20 protein-coding genes and 1 other RNA gene are annotated in these 17,168 nt (G+C 66.4%); 6 read left to right on the top strand and 15 right to left on the bottom strand.

Going from position 1 to position 17,168, the window contains the following annotated elements; translation table 11 throughout:
- Window positions 1-11 precede the first annotated feature (11 nt).
- The 7 genes from ilvC to miaA form a co-directional block, all read right to left on the bottom strand.
- Window positions 12-1,031, bottom strand: a complete 1,020-nt coding sequence (ilvC, locus tag HEQ16_16255; protein MCO4055563.1) for a ketol-acid reductoisomerase — start codon at window positions 1,029-1,031, stop codon at window positions 12-14.
- Between the two features lie 138 nt (window positions 1,032-1,169).
- Entirely contained in the window at window positions 1,170-1,781 is a 612-nt protein-coding gene (locus HEQ16_16260; GenBank protein ID MCO4055564.1) for a LysE family translocator, read from the bottom strand.
- Window positions 1,782-1,785: 4 nt separating this feature from the next.
- The gene (locus tag HEQ16_16265; protein MCO4055565.1) at window positions 1,786-2,001 is read right to left on the bottom strand and encodes a hypothetical protein; all 216 of its coding nucleotides are present in this window, start codon (window positions 1,999-2,001) and stop codon (window positions 1,786-1,788) included.
- 7 nt (window positions 2,002-2,008) lie between these two features.
- Window positions 2,009-2,554, bottom strand: coding sequence for an acetolactate synthase small subunit (gene ilvN, locus HEQ16_16270; protein ID MCO4055566.1), 546 nt, complete (start codon window positions 2,552-2,554; stop codon window positions 2,009-2,011).
- A 21-nt stretch (window positions 2,555-2,575) separates the two neighbouring features.
- Complete coding sequence (locus HEQ16_16275) at window positions 2,576-3,295, bottom strand: glutathione S-transferase family protein (protein ID MCO4055567.1); 720 nt, start codon at window positions 3,293-3,295, stop codon at window positions 2,576-2,578.
- 86 nt (window positions 3,296-3,381) lie between these two features.
- Window positions 3,382-5,142 (bottom strand): acetolactate synthase 3 large subunit, encoded by a 1,761-nt coding sequence (locus HEQ16_16280; GenBank protein MCO4055568.1) that lies wholly within the window; start codon window positions 5,140-5,142, stop codon window positions 3,382-3,384.
- Window positions 5,143-5,336: 194 nt separating this feature from the next.
- On the bottom strand, window positions 5,337-6,299 hold the full coding sequence (gene miaA, locus HEQ16_16285; protein MCO4055569.1) for a tRNA (adenosine(37)-N6)-dimethylallyltransferase MiaA: 963 nt from the start codon (window positions 6,297-6,299) through the stop codon (window positions 5,337-5,339).
- Between miaA and serB the strand changes: the two genes are divergently transcribed.
- A complete protein-coding gene (gene serB, locus HEQ16_16290) occupies window positions 6,298-7,197 on the top strand; it encodes a phosphoserine phosphatase SerB (GenBank protein ID MCO4055570.1) in 900 nt (299 codons plus the stop codon). The genes miaA and serB overlap by 2 nt on opposite strands.
- A gap of 79 nt (window positions 7,198-7,276) precedes the next feature.
- On the opposite strand, the gene HEQ16_16295 is transcribed toward serB, so the two are convergent.
- The 8 genes from HEQ16_16295 to HEQ16_16330 form a co-directional block, all read right to left on the bottom strand.
- Window positions 7,277-8,776, bottom strand: coding sequence for a Do family serine endopeptidase (locus tag HEQ16_16295; GenBank protein ID MCO4055571.1), 1,500 nt, complete (start codon window positions 8,774-8,776; stop codon window positions 7,277-7,279).
- A 259-nt stretch (window positions 8,777-9,035) separates the two neighbouring features.
- Window positions 9,036-9,233, bottom strand: coding sequence for a DUF2065 domain-containing protein (locus tag HEQ16_16300; GenBank protein ID MCO4055572.1), 198 nt, complete (start codon window positions 9,231-9,233; stop codon window positions 9,036-9,038).
- 33 nt (window positions 9,234-9,266) lie between these two features.
- Window positions 9,267-10,157, bottom strand: coding sequence for a protease modulator HflC (locus HEQ16_16305; GenBank protein ID MCO4055573.1), 891 nt, complete (start codon window positions 10,155-10,157; stop codon window positions 9,267-9,269).
- Window positions 10,154-11,389, bottom strand: a complete 1,236-nt coding sequence (hflK, locus tag HEQ16_16310) for an FtsH protease activity modulator HflK (GenBank protein MCO4055574.1) — start codon at window positions 11,387-11,389, stop codon at window positions 10,154-10,156. The genes HEQ16_16305 and hflK overlap by 4 nt, the downstream gene beginning before the upstream one ends.
- A 98-nt stretch (window positions 11,390-11,487) precedes the next feature.
- Window positions 11,488-11,994, bottom strand: coding sequence for a dihydrofolate reductase (locus tag HEQ16_16315; protein MCO4055575.1), 507 nt, complete (start codon window positions 11,992-11,994; stop codon window positions 11,488-11,490).
- Between the two features lie 2 nt (window positions 11,995-11,996).
- Window positions 11,997-12,488, bottom strand: coding sequence for a GNAT family N-acetyltransferase (locus tag HEQ16_16320; GenBank protein MCO4055576.1), 492 nt, complete (start codon window positions 12,486-12,488; stop codon window positions 11,997-11,999).
- A complete protein-coding gene (locus HEQ16_16325) occupies window positions 12,485-13,279 on the bottom strand; it encodes a thymidylate synthase (protein MCO4055577.1) in 795 nt (264 codons plus the stop codon). The genes HEQ16_16320 and HEQ16_16325 overlap by 4 nt, the downstream gene beginning before the upstream one ends.
- A 91-nt stretch (window positions 13,280-13,370) precedes the next feature.
- Complete coding sequence (locus HEQ16_16330) at window positions 13,371-13,856, bottom strand: YHS domain protein (protein MCO4055578.1); 486 nt, start codon at window positions 13,854-13,856, stop codon at window positions 13,371-13,373.
- A gap of 113 nt (window positions 13,857-13,969) precedes the next feature.
- Between HEQ16_16330 and ssrA the strand changes: the two genes are divergently transcribed.
- From ssrA to HEQ16_16355, 5 genes are all read left to right on the top strand, one after another.
- Window positions 13,970-14,323: a transfer-messenger RNA gene (gene ssrA, locus HEQ16_16335) on the top strand.
- 282 nt (window positions 14,324-14,605) lie between these two features.
- On the top strand, window positions 14,606-15,259 hold the full coding sequence (locus tag HEQ16_16340) for a Stringent starvation protein B (protein MCO4055579.1): 654 nt from the start codon (window positions 14,606-14,608) through the stop codon (window positions 15,257-15,259).
- A gap of 6 nt (window positions 15,260-15,265) precedes the next feature.
- Window positions 15,266-16,660: a class II fumarate hydratase gene (fumC, locus tag HEQ16_16345; GenBank protein ID MCO4055580.1), complete on the top strand. Its 1,395-nt coding sequence runs from the start codon at window positions 15,266-15,268 to the stop codon at window positions 16,658-16,660.
- Complete coding sequence (locus HEQ16_16350; GenBank protein ID MCO4055581.1) at window positions 16,657-16,866, top strand: DUF4169 family protein; 210 nt, start codon at window positions 16,657-16,659, stop codon at window positions 16,864-16,866. The genes fumC and HEQ16_16350 overlap by 4 nt, the downstream gene beginning before the upstream one ends.
- A gap of 15 nt (window positions 16,867-16,881) precedes the next feature.
- Complete coding sequence (locus HEQ16_16355; GenBank protein MCO4055582.1) at window positions 16,882-17,157, top strand: ribbon-helix-helix domain-containing protein; 276 nt, start codon at window positions 16,882-16,884, stop codon at window positions 17,155-17,157.
- Window positions 17,158-17,168: the final 11 nt, after the last annotated feature.

A 17,168-nucleotide genomic window follows, 5' to 3' on the forward strand; every position in this document is an offset into this window, starting at 1 on the left:
GCCGCCGGCTGTCAGTTCTTCGACTTGTCGACCAGCGCCTTGGCCTTGATCCAGGGCATCATGTCGCGCAGCCTGGCGCCGACTTCCTCGATCGGGTGGGCGGCCATGCGGGCGCGGGTGGCCTTGAACGAGGTCTGGTTGACCTTGTTCTCAAGCATCCAGTCGCGCGTGAACTTGCCGGACTGGATGTCGGTCAGCACGCGCTTCATCTCGGCCTTGGTCTCGGCCGTGATGATGCGCGGGCCGGTGACGTATTCGCCATATTCGGCCGTGTTCGAGATCGAGTAGTTCATGTTGGCGATGCCGCCTTCGTAGATCAGGTCCACGATCAGCTTCACCTCGTGCAGACACTCGAAATAGGCCATCTCGGGCGCGTAGCCAGCTTCGGTCAGGGTCTCGTAGCCGGCCTTGATCAGTTCGACGAGGCCGCCGCAGAGCACGACCTGCTCACCGAACAGGTCGGTCTCGCATTCTTCCTTGAACGAGGTCTCGATGATGCCTGCGCGCCCGCCGCCATTGGCGGAGGCGTAGGATAGGCCGAGGTCATGAGCGTTGCCGGTGGCGTCCTGATGGATCGCGATCAGGGTCGGCACGCCGCCGCCACGCTGATACTCGGAGCGCACCGTATGGCCAGGGCCCTTGGGCGCGATCATGAACACGTCGATGTCCTTGCGCGGCTCGATCAGGTTGAAGTGCACGTTGAGGCCATGCGCGAAGCACAGGGCGGCGCCCGGCTTCATGTTGGCGTGCAGTTCGTCGCGGTAGATGTCGGCCTGCAGTTCGTCCGGCGTCAGCATCATCATGAGGTCGGCCCATTTGGCGGCCTCGGTCGGGGTCATGCAGGTGAAGCCGGCGGCCTCCGCCTTGGAGCGCGTGGGCGATCCAGCCTTCAGCGCGATGCGCACATCCTTCACGCCCGAGTCGCGCAGGTTGAGAGCATGCGCATGGCCCTGTGAGCCATAGCCGACAATGCAGACCTTCTTGCCCTTGATCAGGTTCAGGTCGGCGTCACGATCATAATAAACGCGCATGGGCAGTTCCTTCGGTGGTTACATTCGGTCCTCTGGGACCGGCTGGCGGGACATGAAAGGCAAGGCAGGCTTTGCTGTGTGCAGATGCTTTAGTGGAGCGCCGCGCGCCCGTAAAGCACGCGCGGACGCATGGGCTCGTCATCCGTGCCACTCCGCCGCGATGGGCCAGAGCGAGGCGACGAGCGCCAGCGCCATGGCGATGTTGAAGACACGGCACAGTTTCGGTTCGGAGAGAAAGCGGCGCAGGCCGACGCCGAACACGGTCCAGGTGCTGACCGAGGGTATGTTGACCGCGCCGAAAATCAGCGTCACCAGAATGACGGTGAAGAGATGCTGGTTGGGGCTTGTATAGGTCGCCATGGCGCTGACCGCCATGACCCAGGCCTTTGGATTGACCCACTGGAACGCCGCCGCGCCGAGGAAGGTCATGGGTGTTCCGCTGTTCTGCGACGACTGGTCAGTCATCGGGCCACTGTTTGCGATCTTCCATGCCAGCCACAGCATGTAGGCCGCGCCGACATATTTCAGCGTTGTATAGATGACGGGAAAGCGCTCCAGAAGTTGGCCCAGCCCAAGGCCGACGCAGAGCAACAGCACCATGAAGCCGATGCCGATGCCGAGCATGTGCGGCACCGAGCGGCGAAAACCGAAATTCACCCCCGAAGCCAGCAGCATCATGTTGTTCGGCCCCGGCGTGATCGAACTGACAAAGGCAAAGACGACCAGCGCCATCAGAAGATCATGGCTCATCGCCTCAACCGCCCGCCTGCTGCGCTGCCAATCGCTGGAACAGCAGCGCGAGGCAGATCAGCACGAAGCCGAGCCACCACTCGCGCGACCTGAGCTGCGAGCGCTCCTTGGCTTTCCGGGGGGTATCCAGCCCGCGCACGCGCTGGATCATGGGCCAGAGAAACAGGCCAAAGCCAAGCGTGGCCAAAACCTTGGCAGCAAGGTCGAGATCGAGCGCCAATGAAGCCTCACATCACCTCGGCGCCGCGGCCCATGGCCGCGATGCCGGTGCGCGAGACTTCCGCGAGGCCGCACGGCGCCAGCACCTTGATGAAGCGCTCGATGTCGTCCGTGGCGCCTGTGAGCTCGAACACGAAGGAGGTGACGGTGGCGTCGATGGTGCGGGCGCCGAAGGCGGTGGCGAGGCGCAGCGCCTCCATGCGCTGGTCTCCCTTGCCCACCACCTTGAGCAGCGCCAGCTCCCGCTCGATGGATTCGCCCTGCAAGGTGAGATCCACAACCCGGTGCACGGGCACCAGCCGGTCGAGATGGTTCTTGATCTGGTCGATGATCTTCTCCGAACCCGAGGTCACGATGGTGATGCGCGAGATATGCTTCTCGGCCTCGGTCTCGGAGACAGTCAGACTCTCGATATTGTAGCCGCGCCCCGAGAACAGGCCGGCGATTCGGCTGAGCACGCCCGGCTCGTTGTCCACGATGACCGACAGGGTGTGGCGGCGCACGGTCTGGTCGAAGTTGACGGCGGGATAGTGGGAGACGTTCATGGCGTTGATCCGTTCGGGAATGACAATAGGTCAGGCTTTGCCCAGATGGGGGCGATAATTCTCGAGCACCGGCTCGTCCGCCTCGTCCTCGGGCACGATCCAGGGCTCGGCCAGTGCGGCCTCGCGCCAGCGGTTGAAGGCCGGGTGGGCGTAGATCGCATCGCACCAGGCTTCCGATACAGGATCGACGCTGATCGAATAGCTCCGCAGCCGCGTCGCGACGGGGGCGAACATCGCATCCGCCGCCGAGAACGCGCCGAACAGGAACGGCCCGCCGGCCGGATCCCTTGCACCCCAGCGCGAGCGCGCCTCGTTCCAGATGGCCGTTATGCGGCCTACGTCCGCGGCGACCTTCGGGCCGCGATCCCTGGGCGCATGCAGCTTGCCGAGGTTCATGGGGCAGGCATTGCGCAGGGCCGGGAAGCCGGCATGCATCTCGCTCGCGATGTTGCGCGCAAAGGCGCGCGCCGCCCGGTCCCGCGGCCAGATGGCGCGCTCAGGGTGCTTGTCGGCGACGTATTCCATGATCGAGAGCGATTCCCAGACCTTGATCTCGCCATCGACCAGCGCCGGCACCTTGCCGGCCGGGCTGTAGGCCTTGACCTTCGCCTTCCAGTCAGGATCGTCGAATGTGGGGCCGAACGGGATCAGCACCTCGTCGAACGGGATCTCGAAGTCGCTCAGCAGCAGCCAGGGCCGCAGCGACCACGATGAATGCAGCTTGTTGCCGATGATGAGCTTCATGGGAATCTCCGGCTGAAGGCAGCCATCATGTCAGGTCGGCCGCCGTTCAGCTCACGCTTTGCTGTGATGCCGTCCATCACGCCGGGGATGCATCACACCAGCTCCCGACCCTTCGCGTCGATCACCGTCCTGGTGTCGCCGGCGAAGTCGTTGAGGATCATCTCATTGTGGGCCTTGCCCGACGGGATCATGGGGAAGCAGTTCTCCTCCTTCGCCACGACGCAGTCGAAGATCACCGCCTTGGGGCTGTCGATCATCTCGCGAATCGCGTCGTCGAGCCTGGCGGGATCGTCGCAGCGGATGCCATGGCCGCCATAGGCCTCGGCCAGCTTGACGAAGTCCGGCAGCGCCTCCGAATAGCTGGAGGAATAGCGCCCGCCATGCAGCAGCTCCTGCCACTGGCGCACCATGCCCATGTACTCGTTGTTGAGGATGAAGATCTTGACCGGCAGACGGTACTGCAGCGCCGTGGACATCTCCTGCATGTTCATCAGGATCGAGGCCTCGCCGGCGATGTCGATCACCAGCGCCTTGGGGTGGGCCAGCTGCACGCCGATGGCGGCCGGCAGGCCGTAGCCCATGGTTCCGAGCCCGCCCGAGGTCATCCAGCGGTTCGGCTCCTGGAAGTGGAAGTATTGCGCGGCCCACATCTGGTGCTGTCCCACCTCTGTGGTGACATAGACATCCTTGTCCTTGGTGAGCTCATAGAGCCGCTGCACGGCATATTGCGGCTTGATGACCGTGTCCGAGCCGCGATAGGCGAGCGAGTTGCGCCCGCGCCATTCGTTGATCTGGCCCCACCAGCTCTTCATCGCGGGCTTGTCGACCACGGGGCTGAGTTCGCGCCAGAGCCGCACCATGTCCTCGAGCACATGGGCGCAATCGCCCACGATCGGGATCTCGACCTTGACGTTCTTGTTGATCGAGCTGGGGTCGATGTCGACATGGATCTTGCGCGATGCGGGCGAGAAGGCGTCGATCCGCCCCGTGATCCGGTCGTCGAAGCGCGCGCCGATGTTGATCATCACGTCGCAGCCATGCATGGCGAGGTTCGCCTCATAGGTGCCGTGCATGCCCAGCATGCCGAGCCATTGCCGATCGGCGGCCGGGAAGGCGCCAAGCCCCATCAGCGTCGAGGTGCAGGGAAAGCCCGTGAGATGCACCAGTTCGCGCAGCAGCGCCGAGGCATGCGGCCCGGCATTGATGACCCCGCCGCCCGTGTAGAACACGGGCCGCCTGGCCTTGGCCATCAGCTCGATCGCGGCCTTGATCTTCGACAGATCGCCCTTGACCGTGGGGCGGTAGGTCTTGTGCTGGTTGCTCGTGGGGCGGCTGTAGACGCCGCGCGCGAACTGGATGTCCTTCGGAATGTCGATGACGACAGGGCCCGGCCTTCCGTTCGAGGCCACATAGAAGGCTTCATGCAGAATGCGCGGCAGATCCTCGATGCGCTTCACGAGGTAGTTGTGCTTTGTGCACGAGCGGGTGATGCCCACCGTGTCGCATTCCTGGAAGGCGTCCGAGCCGATCAGATGCGTCGGCACCTGCCCGGTGATGCATACCAGCGGGATCGAGTCCATCAACGCGTCGGTCAGGCCCGTGACCGCGTTGGTGGCGCCAGGGCCGGAGGTGACGAGCACCACGCCGACCTTGCCCGACGAGCGGGCATAGCCTTCGGCGGAATGCACCGCGCCCTGCTCGTGGCGCACAAGGATGTGCTTGACGAACTCCTGCTGGAACAGCGCGTCATAAATGGGCAGCACCGCCCCGCCCGGATAGCCGAACAGATGCTCGACATTCTGGTCGCGGAGCGCGCGCACGACCATCTCGGCGCCGGTCATCATCTCGCTCATCGCTGGTCTCCTCGGGAGTTTGGTTCTGGGTGGTGTGGGAAGCGCAAGGGCAACAAAAAAGGCCCCGAACTGGGACCTGTGCGTGAGCGCCGGCAGTGAGGGATGCGGTCCTTCAGACCGCCCTCGACCGGCGCACCCTTACGATAACAAGCTTGCGCATCATGCGCGGCTCCCTTTGCGAATATCTCGGCACGCTAAACAGTTGCCCCGCGCCGGTCAAGCGTGATTTCATCGCGGGCAGCCGCCCTTCCCGCCTCGTCCGACAGCCAGCGCCAGCCCTGCATCTGGTTGCGGAACCAGGTGAACTGACGCTTCACATAGGCGCGCGTGTCCGCCTGCCCGCGATGGATGGCGTCGTCGCGGCTCATCGCGCCGCGCAGGTGGGCGATCAGCGCCGGCACGCCATGGGCGCGCATCACAGGCAGCAACGGATCAAGCCCGCGTCCGGCCAGCGCCTCGACCTCAGCCAGCGCGCCGCCGGCGATCATGGCGTCGAACCTGGCATTGATGCGGGCATGAAGAGCGGCCCTCTCGGGCGCCAGGAACAGCTTCACCAAAGGCTTGCCGGCGAGCAGCCCCGGCTCGCGCTCGCCATGGTAGCTCGACAGCGAGCGGCCCGTGGCCTCGAACACCTCAAGCGCGCGCATCACGCGCAGGCGGTCGCTCGGGCGCAAGGCTGCCGCCCCGGCCGGGTCGCGCGCCGCCAGCCTTGCGTGCAGCGCTGCGGTCCCGACCCCCTCGCAGGACTCCCGCACCGCCTCGCGCACCTCCGGCGGCAGTTGCGGGATGGAGGACAGCCCCGCCTCCAGCGCCTGGTGATAGAGGCCCGTGCCGCCCGCCAGGATCGGCAACCGCCCGGCCCGCCACACGGCCTCGATTTCGCGAGTCGCATCCGCAGCATAGCGCGCGACCGAATAATTCTCCGCCCCGTCAATGAAGCCGAACAGCCTGTGCTCGGCCTGCGCCTCCTCCTCGGGAGAAGGCCGCGCCGTGATGACGCGCAGGTCGCGGTAGACCTGCATCGAATCCGCGTTGAGGACCACGCCGCCCGTTGCCCGCGCCAGCTCAATGGCATAGGCCGACTTGCCGCTGGCGGTCGGACCTGCAATGAGCACCGCGACCGCGCCTCGCACACCCGGAGCTGAAGCTGCATCCATGGCCTATGTCGCGACCCTCGTATCCAACCCCGCCGACAAGGCGCTGACCCCGGCCCTCCTGGCAAGGGCCGCCGACGCGCTGCCCCATGCCGGGGCGGCGCAGTGGCTCTCTTCCGGTATCGCGGCGGACCTGCCCTTTGCAAGGGCGGATGCGCCGCTCGGAGCGATCGCCGACCGGCTGCGTCAAGCGCTGGACGCGCCGCTCGATGTCTTCGTGCAGCCTCTCGCCCACCGCCGCAAGCGCCTGTTCCTGGCCGACATGGACTCCACCATGATCGGGCAGGAATGCATCGACGAACTGGCGGACTTCGTGGGCCTCAAGGCCGAGGTCTCCGCCATCACCGAGCGGGCGATGCGCGGCGAGCTTGCCTTCGAGCCGGCGCTGCGCGAACGCGTCGCCCTGCTCAAGGGCCTGCCCATCGGCGTCGTCGACGAGATCGTGGCCAGCCGCATCAGCCTCACCGCGGGCGGTCCCGAGCTGGTCCGCACCATGCGCGCCCATGGCGCCTACACGGCGCTGGTCTCGGGCGGCTTCACGGTCTTCACGAGCCGCATCGGCGCCATGATCGGCTTTGATGAGGATCGCTCCAATTGGCTCGATGTCGATGCCGACAAGCTCGCTGGCACCGTGCGCGAGCCGATCCTGGGCCGGCAGGCCAAGCTCGATGCGCTGGTCGATCTGCGGGAACGGGCGGGGCTGGCGCCCGAGCAGACCATGGCGGTCGGCGACGGCGCCAATGATCTGGCGATGCTGGGCGAGGCTGGTCTGGGCGTCGCCTTCCGCGCCAAGCCGGCCGTCGCGGCGGCGGCTCATGCCCGCATCGACCATGCCGACCTGACGGCGCTTCTTTACGCGCAGGGCTATCGCGAAGACGAAATCATCACGGGCCGAGGCTGACCATCAACCTCTGAACGACGCAAAAGAAAAGCAGCCTCATGGGCTGCTTGTCCGATCGGCTCGCAGGCTCAGGGCCACATCAGTTGATGGTGACGGCCACGAAGCGGACTTCACCAGCGGCGTTCTGCACCTGAAGCAGCGCAGCACGGCGACCATCCTTCTTGAGCTGGTCCACGCGGCGACTGACATCGGCCGGGCTGGTGACCGACTCCTGCCCGACCTCGAGGATCATGTCCCCGGCGGCAAGCCTCTTGTCCGCAGCGTTGGAGTTTGCGTCGACCCGTGTGACGACGACGCCACGAACGCCGTCCTTGAGGTTGAAGCGGCGGCGGATCTGGTCATTCACGCCAGCCAGCTCCATGCCCAGAACCGTGGTGGTGGCTGGCGCGGCGGTCTGGTTGGGCTGGGAGCCCAGAGCGGCCAGCTGCTGGCGTTCACCATCCTCGAGACGGCCCAGGGTCACGCGGCGCGTTTGTTCCTGGCCTTTGCGCATGATGCGCACCTCGACTTCCTTGCCCACCGGCGTCGCCGCCACGATGCGCGGCAGATCGCTCGACTCCCGCACATCCTTGCCGTCGAACTGGATGATGACGTCGCCGGTTTCGAGACCGGCCGGCTTTGCCGGGCCCTTGTCGTCGATGCCGGCGATCAGCGCACCACGGGCACGCCCGAGATTGAGCGCCTCTGCGGTCGTCTCATCCACGTTCTGGATGCGCACGCCCAGCCAGCCACGGCGGGTCTCGCCGAACTGACGAAGCTGGTCGATCACCGGCATGGCGAGCGCTGACGGCACCGAGAAGCCGATGCCGACCGATCCGCCTGTCGGCGACAGGATGGCTGTGTTGATGCCGATGACTTCGCCGGCCATGTTGAACAGCGGACCGCCCGAGTTGCCGCGGTTGATGGCGGCATCGGTCTGCAGATAGCTGTCGTAGGGCCCGCTCTCGATGCGGCGGTTCTTGGCCGACACGATGCCGATCGACACCGAGCCGCCAAGGCCGAACGGGTTGCCGATGGCCATCACCCAATCGCCGATGCGCGCCCTGTCGCTGTCGCCGAACTTGACCGCCTTGAGCGGCGTGTCGGACTTCACGCGCAGCACGGCGATGTCGATCTTGGGATCCTTGCCAACCACTTCGGCCTTCAGCCGGCGGCCGTCGGAGAAGATCACGGTCACATCGTTGGATTCGCCGATGACGTGATTGTTGGTGATGACGATGCCAGTCGGATCGATCACGAAGCCGGAGCCGGCGGACTGGCCGCGGCGCTGCTCGGGCTGCTGGCGCGGCGTGCGCGGCTGCGCCTCGCCCTGCTGGCCAGGAGGCTGGCCGGGCTGGCCGGGCTGGCCGGGCTGGCCTTCGCGGCGGCGGTTGAAGAATTCCTCGAACAGGTCGCCGAAGGGCGTGTCCGGCCCAAGGCCCGGCACGTCCGGCATGGTGCGGTTGCGGGTCTCCACAGTGGTCTGCGCGGAGATGTTGACCACAGCCTCCATCACCTGCTCGGCAAGGTCGGCCACGGCGGGCAGCTGCATGGTCCGGCTGGCCTGAGGCTGGATCTGCTGCGCCTGCGCCGTCGCCATGAAAGGCGACACGCCCACCGGCAGCGCCAGCGCGCCGGCGAGCAGTGCCCTTGCGGTCACGGTTCCGGCCCGCTGAAGGCGGCGGGACGTGTTCTCAGCGAAGAAGCTCATGTCGATCCTCACGGGCGAATGTCTCTCATTGGGTCCGGGTCAGGACGATCAGCGGGCGAAGCGGTTGCACACGAGAACCGCACGCCAGCGATAACGGCACGCGGATCATGATACAGGAAATGGGGCGCGCCGTCGGCACGCAAAACCCCTATACAGCGAAAAAACGCCGCGCCACCCATATCACGATTATGCCAGCCACCGCCGAGACGAGCCCGACGATCCGCAGGATGTCGGCAGGCGTCTCGGCTGCGCTGCGCATGGCCTCCTGCGCCTTGCCGGGCAGAAGCGCGAACAGAACGCCCTCGATGACCAGAACAAGGCCAATCGCAGCCACGAAGTCGGTCATCGAGGGGCTCTTCCCAGTCCGGGTCATTCAGCCTCAGGGGCGGCCCTCGGGCCGCGCCCGGCCCCGGGGATCGTTGAAGAAGCGGAAGAAGTCCGAGTTCGGAGAGATCACCATCCGCGTATCGCCTGATTTCAGGCCCGTTTCATAAGCCTGCATCGACCGGTAGAAGGCGAAGAATTCCGGATCACGGCTGAACGCCGCCGCGAAGATGCGGTTGCGTTCCGCATCGCCCTGGCCACGCGTCTCGTCGGCCTTGCGACCGGCTTCGCCGAGCAGCACCTGCACGTCGCGATCGGCGCGGGCGCGGATCTCCTGCGAGGTCTGCGAGCCGTTGGCGCGAAGATCCGCAGCCTCACGCTGACGCTCGGTCTGCATCCGCTGGAACACGGCCTGGCTGTTGCCGGCCGGCAGGTCCACGCGGGTCAGGCGCACATCGATGATCTCGATGCCGAAGGCGCGGGCCTGGCGGTTCACCTCATCCTGGATGCGGTTCATCAGCCGGGCGCGCTCGGTCCGCACGATCGCGGTGTAGTTCGCTTCCGCCAGGACGTTCCGGATTGTGGAGTTGGTGATGCGGTTAAGCTGGGCATTGGCGCCGTTGATGTTGTTCACCGACTGGAAGAACAGCAGCGCATTGCTGATGCGGTAGCGCGCGAAGGCATCGACCGACAGGCGGTTCTGGTCGTTGGCCAGGATTTCCTGAACCGGCAGGTCGAGGTCGAGGATCCGCTTGTCGAGCATGATGACCGTGTCGACGAAGGGCGCCTTGAACTTGATGCCCGGCTCGGTGACCACGCGCTGCACGGCGCCGAAGCGCAGGACGAGAGCCTGCTGGGTCTGCGGCACGGCGAAGGCGGAGAGCATCACGAGGACGGCCGCAGCGCCGAGCGCGATGAGGGTTGTGAGCTTGACGGTGTTGTTCATCGGATCATCCCCGGGATGGGCTTGCCGCCGGCGGCGCCGCCACTCTGGCTTTCGGCGGGCGCGCGGCGCTGGATCTGGTCGAGAGGCAGGAAGGGCACCACGCCGTTTCCGCCGCCGCCTTGCTGGTCGATGATGACCTTGTCCATGCCGCCGAACACGCGCTCCATCGTCTCGAGGAACAGGCGCTCGCGGGTGACTTCAGGCGCGAGCCTGTACTGCTCGTAGATCTGGCTGAAACGGGAGGCCTGACCGGTTGCTTCGGCCACTGACCGTTCGCGATAGGCTTCGGCTTCCTGCACGAGGCGCGCCGCCTGGCCGCGCGCTTCAGGCACGACGCGGCTGGCATAGGTCTCGGCTTCGTTGCGCATGCGGTTCTGGTCCTGCTGCGCGGCCTGAACGTCGCGGAAGGCCTCGATGACCTGCGCGGGCGGGTCGGCCTTCAGCATCTGCAGGCCCGAGACGAGCACGCCGGCCCCATAGGAGTTGAGCGTGTCCTGCACGAGCTGGCGGACCTCGGTTTCGATCGCGCCGCGTTCGGTGGTCAGGATCGGCTGGATCGCGCGCCGGCCGATGACCTCGCGCATGGCGCTTTCCGAAACCGTCCTGATCGTGCCTTCGGGGTTCTGGATGTTGAACACGAAGTTCTCGGGACGGGCGGGATCGATCTGCCACTGCACCTGGAAGGCGATGTCGACGATATTGCCGTCGCCGGTCAGCATCAGGCTGTCTTCGCCGGTGGAGCGCTGCTGCACCGGCTGGCCACGCTGGTTCATGACGAGCGCCGTGCCGACCTCGATGCGGTTGATCTGGGTCACTCGCGGCTTGATCACCGCGCCGATCGGCGCGGGCCAGTTCCAGTCAAGGCCCGGAGCGGTCTTGGTGGTGTAGCGCCCGAACACCGTCTTGATGCCGATCTCGTCGGGCCGGACCGTGAAGAAGCCTGTCGCCAGCCAGCCAAACACGGCCAGGAGGGTGATCACGATGATGCCCTTGGAGCTCATGCCGCCGCCGGAGCCGCCGGGGATGATGTTCTTCAGTCGGTCCTGACCCTTTCGCAGGATGGCTTCGAGGTCGGGAGGGCCGCCGGAGCCGGTGGGTCCACCACCACCGCCGCCACCGCCGCCCCAAGGTCCGCCGCCATTGCCGCCGCCACTGCCGCCGCCACGGTTGCCCCATGGGCCCCCACCGCCGCCGCTGCCGCCGCCTCCCCCGCTCTGATTGCTCCAGGGCATGAAATCCGCCTTTGTTATTGATCGTTTCTCGAGCGCCTAGCGCCCCGCTTCGCTGAGTGAATTGGGCATCTTGGCCGCTTCCGTCAACTGACGAGAGGTCACATGCGGCGTTTCAGATCAAGAAAGGTGAACGGGTGCTCATCATCCGGCCCTGCCGGGTGCGGCTCGCGGCTGATTTCGTCCCATTCAGCGCGCGAGAATTCAGGAAAACGGGCATCGCCCGGCGGCTCGGCATGGACCAGCGTGAGGTGAAGCCGGTCGCACAGGGGCAAGGCCTGCCGGTAAACGTTCTCGCCCCCGCCGATCACCACGCTGTCGGCGCCGTGCTGGCGGGCCAGTTCCTGGCCCAGCGCCATGGCTGCATCAAGCGAAGCGGCGGTTGTGACGCCCTCGGCGGCAAAGTCCGGATCGCGCGTCAGCACCACCATGTGCCTGCCCGGCAGCGGGCGGCCGATGGACTGGAAGGTCTTGCGTCCCATCAGCAGCGGCCTGCCCATGGTGAGCATGCGGAAGCGCTTGAGATCGGTCTTGAGCCGCCAGATCAGACGGTTGTCATCGCCGATCACGTCATTGTCGGCCAGCGCGGCGATGGCGACGACAGGCACGCTCATCGGCCTGGCTCCATGCCCGCAAGCCTTGCGAGGGCGGCGCCTCCAAGCCCGAAGGTGGTCCACTCATCCTGCGCCTCGGCGCCGAGCGTGCGATAGAAGGCGATGGACGGCTCGTTCCAGTTCAGCACCCACCAGCGCAGCCGGCCGAGCCCCTCGTCGACGCAGCGCCGGGCAAGGCGGGCGAGCAGCGCCTTGCCGATGCCCTTGCCGCGCGCCTCCGGCCGCACGAACAGATCTTCGAGATAGATGCCGTGCCGGCCCTGGAAAGTCGAATAGGTGTAGAACCAGAGGGCGAAGCCCACCGGCTGGCCGCCAAGCTCGGCGATGTCGCAGAACACACGGGGCGCATCGCCGGACAGGTCGCGCGCGATGTCCGCCTCGCTGGCCTCGACCTCGTGCAGCAGCCTCTCATACTCAGCCAGTTCGCGGATGAAGGCGAGGACGAGCCCGGCATCGGCCGGCCCGGCGGGGCGAATGGTCAGCGTCATACCGCGATCGGCGCCTTGATCGCCGGGTGCGGATCATAGCCCTCGATGACGATGTCCTCGAAGCGGAAGTCCTCGATGCGGCGCATGGCGGGGTTGAGCATGAGCTTCGGCAGCGGCCGCGGCTCGCGCGTGAGCTGCAGCCGGGCCTGATCGAGGTGGTTGCTGTAGAGATGGGTGTCACCGAAGGAGTGCACGAATTCGCCCGGCTCGAGGCCGGTGACCTGCGCCATCATCTGCGTGAGCAGCGCATAGGAGGCGATGTTGAAGGGCACGCCCAGGAAGACATCGGCGCTGCGCTGATAGAGCTGGCAGGAAAGCCGGCCCCCGGCCACGTAGAACTGGAACAGGCAATGACAGGGCGCCAGCGCCATCTTCGGAATGTCGACCGGGTTCCAGGCCGAGACGATGAGGCGGCGCGAGTCGGGGTTGCGGCGGATCTCCTCCGTCACCCAGGCGATCTGGTCCACGGTCGCGTTGTCCGGCCCGGCCCAGGAGCGCCACTGCCGTCCATAGACAGGCCCGAGATCGCCGTTCGCGTCGGCCCATTCATCCCAGATGCTGACGCCGTTCTCCCTAAGGTAGCGCACATTGGTGTCGCCTCTCAGGAACCAGATCAGCTCGTGGATGATCGACTTCAGGTGCAGCTTCTTGGTCGTGACGAGGGGAAATCCATCCGACAGGTCAAAGCGCATCTGGTGGCCGAACACGGAGAGCGTGCCGGTGCCCGTGCGGTCGGACCTGGGCACGCCCTCGTCGAGCACGCGGGTCAGCAGGTCATGATACTGGCGCATGAGCCGAATCCTCCGTGTTTGGCCGTTTACGGCATTTCCCCGCCGCGCGCGCCGGCCCTTGCGCTCATCCACTGCAAAATCAGCGGCGGCGTCAGTTGCCCCGCAATCCGGGCCATCGGAGGTCGGCCCGGGCGACTAAGCCGGGGATGTCGCGCTCCCATCGGGCATGGATGCGGGCGTCATAATTGAGGAACAGCCGCCCATCGACGACACGCCAGTTGGCCGGATCGCCCTTGGCCTTGTAGCCCTGCGCCGCCGCCCAGGCGCAATGCCCGCCATAGGCCGGCGCATAGCGCGCGGGGTCGGCCATGAAGGCCTCGCGGTTGACGGCGCTGGCGAAGCGCCAGATCGCCCCGTTCCACGTCCATGCGAACTGCGCATGCCCAGGCGTGGGGCGTCCTTGCGTGAAGTACGCGACCACGTCATGCCCCCCGGCCGCAACACCTGGAATAATGCCGGCGAACACCTCTGCGCGTGCGCTCAAGGGCGCAAGCAGAGCGGAAGCGGAAACGGCCGCCCCGGCGGCCATCAGCGCGATGCCGCTGACGATGCCAAGACGCGTCGGGTTGAATGCCATGGGACTTCTCCTGTATCGGCGCGGCCCTGGACGCCAGCCGCCCATCCCTGCCGCAGATGCATTCGTCGCCAGCTGCGGTTTCGTTACCAGCCTTGCGCGGCCGGCTTCACGGCGGCCTTTCAATTGCCGCGTCCCGTCGCTATATCGAACGTGTCGCCTTTCGGGGCGTCTATGGCGATAAACGGCGACCGAAATAAACCATTCGGACCCGGGGGCGGTACCCGGCGCCTCCACCTGAAGTCAGCGCGCTGGCTTGAGGCGGGGGCGAAACAGGATCGACGAGGGCGTAAAGGGTCGGCTTTTGCTCGGCATGGTTCCACCGTCATCGGGCCATAGCATAGTTGCCAATGACAACAATGCGCGTGTTGCCGTTGCCGCGTGAGCGGTAGCAGCACACAAACCTAAGTCCTTTCGCTTCGCAGCGTAAAGGCGGGGCCCGGAGGAGCCTGGCAACAGAATCCTCCACCTCACCTTCCGCAGGAAGGCTCCTCCAGACCCCATGTCCCTGGGAGCCTGGCAACAGAATCCTCCACCTCACCTTCCGCAGGAAGGCTCCTCCAGACCCCATGTCCCTGGGAGCCTCGCAACAGAATCCTCCACCTCACCTTCCGCAGGAAGGCTCCTCCAGACCGCGATCTCCGCCGCGCCGGCACGCGCCGCGATGTCGCGCCCTGTCCCCCTTCATTCGACCGCAACCTCGCGTGAAAACGTCTCGCCTTCCGAACAGATTCGTTTATTTTGCACGCAGCATGACAAACCAGACGCCGCCCAAGGACCTGATCCGTTATGATCTGCTGGTGCAGGACGCTCTCAAGGGCGTCGTGCGCAGGGTGCTGATCGATGCCGGCAGGGACGGGCTTCCGGGCGATCATCACTTCTACATCTCCTTCCGGACCGATTTCCCGGGCGTGCGCCTCTCGCAGCGCATGCGGGAGAAGTATCCTGAGGAGATGACCATCGTTCTCCAGCATCAGTTCTGGGATCTGGGCGTCACCGAGCACACCTTCGAGGTCGGGCTGTCCTTCTCGGGCATACCGGAGCGGCTGCTCATCCCATTCGACGCCCTTGTCGGCTTCTTCGATCCCTCCGTGCAGTTCGGCCTCAAGTTCGAGCTGAACGGCGAGGCGACGGCAGCGGCCGAATCAGCGTCCGCCCAGGACGAGCCAGCCCCGGCGCGGTCCAAGCCGCGGCTTCCCGCGCCCAAACCCGAGAAGCTGCCTGCAATGCCGCGCGGCGCGGCCTCCGAGCCCCAGGAGATCCGTCCGGCCGAGGTCAAGCCCGGCGAGCCGCGCCCCTCCGGCAAGGGCCAGGCGGCGAAGGCAACTCCCGCCGAAGGCTCCAGCGAGGATGACAAGCAGTCGGCCCAGGTGGTGAGCCTCGACGCCTTCCGCAAGAAACCCTGAGGCCCCATGCCGGGGACACGCACCGAACGCGATACGTTCGGGCCCATCGCGGTGCCAGCCGAACGTTACTGGGCGGCGCAAACGCAGCGGTCCTTGCAGAATTTCCGCATCGGCACGGAGACCATGCCGCGCCCGCTCATCACGGCGATGGTGCTGATCAAACGCTCCGCCGCGCGGGTCAACAGCGACCTCGGCCTTCTGGAGCCCCGGCTTGCCGACGCCATCATCGCCGCCGCCGACGAGGTGCTGGACGGGCAGCTGGCGGGCGAGTTTCCTCTCAGCGTCTGGCAGACCGGGTCCGGCACCCAGACCAACATGAACGTCAACGAGGTCCTCGCGAACCGGGCCAATGAAAGACTGGGCTTCGCGCTCGGCTCCCGGGGCCCGGTGCATCCCAATGACCATGTCAATCTCTGCCAGTCCTCCAACGACACCTTTCCCACAGCCATGCATGTCAGCGCCGCGGTCGAGATCGAGCGGCGCCTCAAGCCGGCTCTGGGCGCGCTCGCAGAAGCGCTGGAGGCCAAGGCCAGCGCCTTCGCGGAGATCATCAAGATCGGGCGCACCCATCTGCAGGATGCGACCCCCGTCACGCTCGGGCAGGAGTTCGCCGGCTATGCGGCGCAGCTCCGGCTTGGGCTGGCCCGCATCGAGGCGACCTTGCCAGGCCTGCACGCGCTGGCGCAGGGCGGCACCGCCGTCGGCACAGGGCTCAACGCGCACCCGGCCTTCTCGAGCCGCATCGCGGCGGAACTGGCGGCACGGACAATGCTGCCCTTGCGCCCTGCCGATAACCTGTTCGAGGCTCTGGCCTGCCATGATGCGCTGGCCTTCACCCATGGCGCGCTGGAGGCGCTGGCGGCAGGCCTGTTCAAGATCGCCAACGACATCCGCCTTATGGGCTCTGGACCCCGTTCGGGCCTTGGTGAAATCTCGCTGCCGGAGAATGAGCCAGGCTCCTCGATCATGCCCGGCAAGGTCAACCCCACGCAGGCCGAGGCCATGACGATGGTTTGCGCCCGCGTGATGGGCAATGGCGCGACCGTGACCTTCGCCGCCAGCCAGGGCCACCTCGAACTCAATGTCTTCAAGCCGGTCATCGCCGATGCCGTGCTGCAATCCATCCGCCTGCTCGGCGACGCGGCCACATCCTTCCGGGAGCATTGCGTGGATGGCATCGCGCCCAACCGCGAACGGCTCGCCGAGCTCCTGAGCCGCTCGCTCATGCTGGTCACGGCGCTCGCCCCCGCCATCGGCTATGACCGCGCCGCAGCCATCGCGAAGGCTGCCCATGTGAAGGGAACGACGCTGCGCGAGGAGGCGCTGGCAGCTGGGATTGACGCCGGGCTGTTCGACCAGGTCGTCGATCCTGCCGCGATGCTGGGGCCAGCCGCACCATGAGCGCCGAGATCATCAACCTGCGCAAGGCGCGCAAGGCGAAGGCCCGAGACGCCGCCAATGCCGAAGCGCAGGCAAACCGCGTCGCCTTCGGCCGCACCAAGGCCGAGCGCAGCGCCAGCGGGGCTGACAAGGCGCTGGCTGCGCGCAAGCTCGACGCCCACAGGCTGACCTCCGCTGCCGACCCCCCGGAAAAGCCGAAAGGCTGAGCCATGGCGAGGCGGATGCAGCGCGGCGCGACGCCGGCCAGCCCGCGCGCTGCGCGTGAAGGCGTCATCAAGCGCTCGCTCTCGATTGCAGGCCACGCCACCTCGATCTCGCTCGAGGAGCCGTTCTGGCAGGCATTGAAGCGAATCGCCGAGGGGCGCGGACTGACCCTCGCCGCGCTCGTCGCCGAGATCGACGGCCGGCGCGCGCGAACCAACCTGTCATCAGCGCTGCGCATTCATGTTCTGGAAGTGATCAGCGCCGAGGCTGAGGCCAGGGGAGCCAGACCATGATCTGCGGGCTG

Origin of the sequence: Bosea sp. (in: a-proteobacteria) (genome assembly GCA_023910605.1) — a bacterium.
Taxonomy (GTDB): domain Bacteria; phylum Pseudomonadota; class Alphaproteobacteria; order Rhizobiales; family Beijerinckiaceae; genus Allobosea.

Excerpts from the sequence above, each read along its gene's own strand:
- ilvC (MCO4055563.1), bottom strand. The coding sequence starts at position 1,031 with ATGCGCGTTTATTATGATCGTGACGCCGACCTGAACCTGATCAAGGGC.
- HEQ16_16260 (MCO4055564.1), bottom strand. The coding sequence starts at position 1,781 with ATGAGCCATGATCTTCTGATGGCGCTGGTCGTCTTTGCCTTTGTCAGT.
- HEQ16_16280 (MCO4055568.1), bottom strand. The coding sequence starts at position 5,142 with ATGAGCGAGATGATGACCGGCGCCGAGATGGTCGTGCGCGCGCTCCGC.
- serB (MCO4055570.1), top strand. The coding sequence starts at position 6,298 with ATGGCCTATGTCGCGACCCTCGTATCCAACCCCGCCGACAAGGCGCTG.
- miaA (MCO4055569.1), bottom strand. The coding sequence starts at position 6,299 with ATGGATGCAGCTTCAGCTCCGGGTGTGCGAGGCGCGGTCGCGGTGCTC.
- HEQ16_16295 (MCO4055571.1), bottom strand. The coding sequence starts at position 8,776 with ATGGCGACGGCGCAGGCGCAGCAGATCCAGCCTCAGGCCAGCCGGACC.
- HEQ16_16300 (MCO4055572.1), bottom strand. The coding sequence starts at position 9,233 with ATGACCGACTTCGTGGCTGCGATTGGCCTTGTTCTGGTCATCGAGGGC.
- HEQ16_16305 (MCO4055573.1), bottom strand. The coding sequence starts at position 10,157 with ATGAACAACACCGTCAAGCTCACAACCCTCATCGCGCTCGGCGCTGCG.
- hflK (MCO4055574.1), bottom strand. The coding sequence starts at position 11,389 with ATGCCCTGGAGCAATCAGAGCGGGGGAGGCGGCGGCAGCGGCGGCGGT.
- HEQ16_16320 (MCO4055576.1), bottom strand. The coding sequence starts at position 12,488 with ATGACGCTGACCATTCGCCCCGCCGGGCCGGCCGATGCCGGGCTCGTC.
- HEQ16_16325 (MCO4055577.1), bottom strand. The coding sequence starts at position 13,279 with ATGCGCCAGTATCATGACCTGCTGACCCGCGTGCTCGACGAGGGCGTG.
- HEQ16_16330 (MCO4055578.1), bottom strand. The coding sequence starts at position 13,856 with ATGGCATTCAACCCGACGCGTCTTGGCATCGTCAGCGGCATCGCGCTG.
- HEQ16_16340 (MCO4055579.1), top strand. The coding sequence starts at position 14,606 with ATGACAAACCAGACGCCGCCCAAGGACCTGATCCGTTATGATCTGCTG.
- fumC (MCO4055580.1), top strand. The coding sequence starts at position 15,266 with ATGCCGGGGACACGCACCGAACGCGATACGTTCGGGCCCATCGCGGTG.
- HEQ16_16350 (MCO4055581.1), top strand. The coding sequence starts at position 16,657 with ATGAGCGCCGAGATCATCAACCTGCGCAAGGCGCGCAAGGCGAAGGCC.
- HEQ16_16355 (MCO4055582.1), top strand. The coding sequence starts at position 16,882 with ATGCAGCGCGGCGCGACGCCGGCCAGCCCGCGCGCTGCGCGTGAAGGC.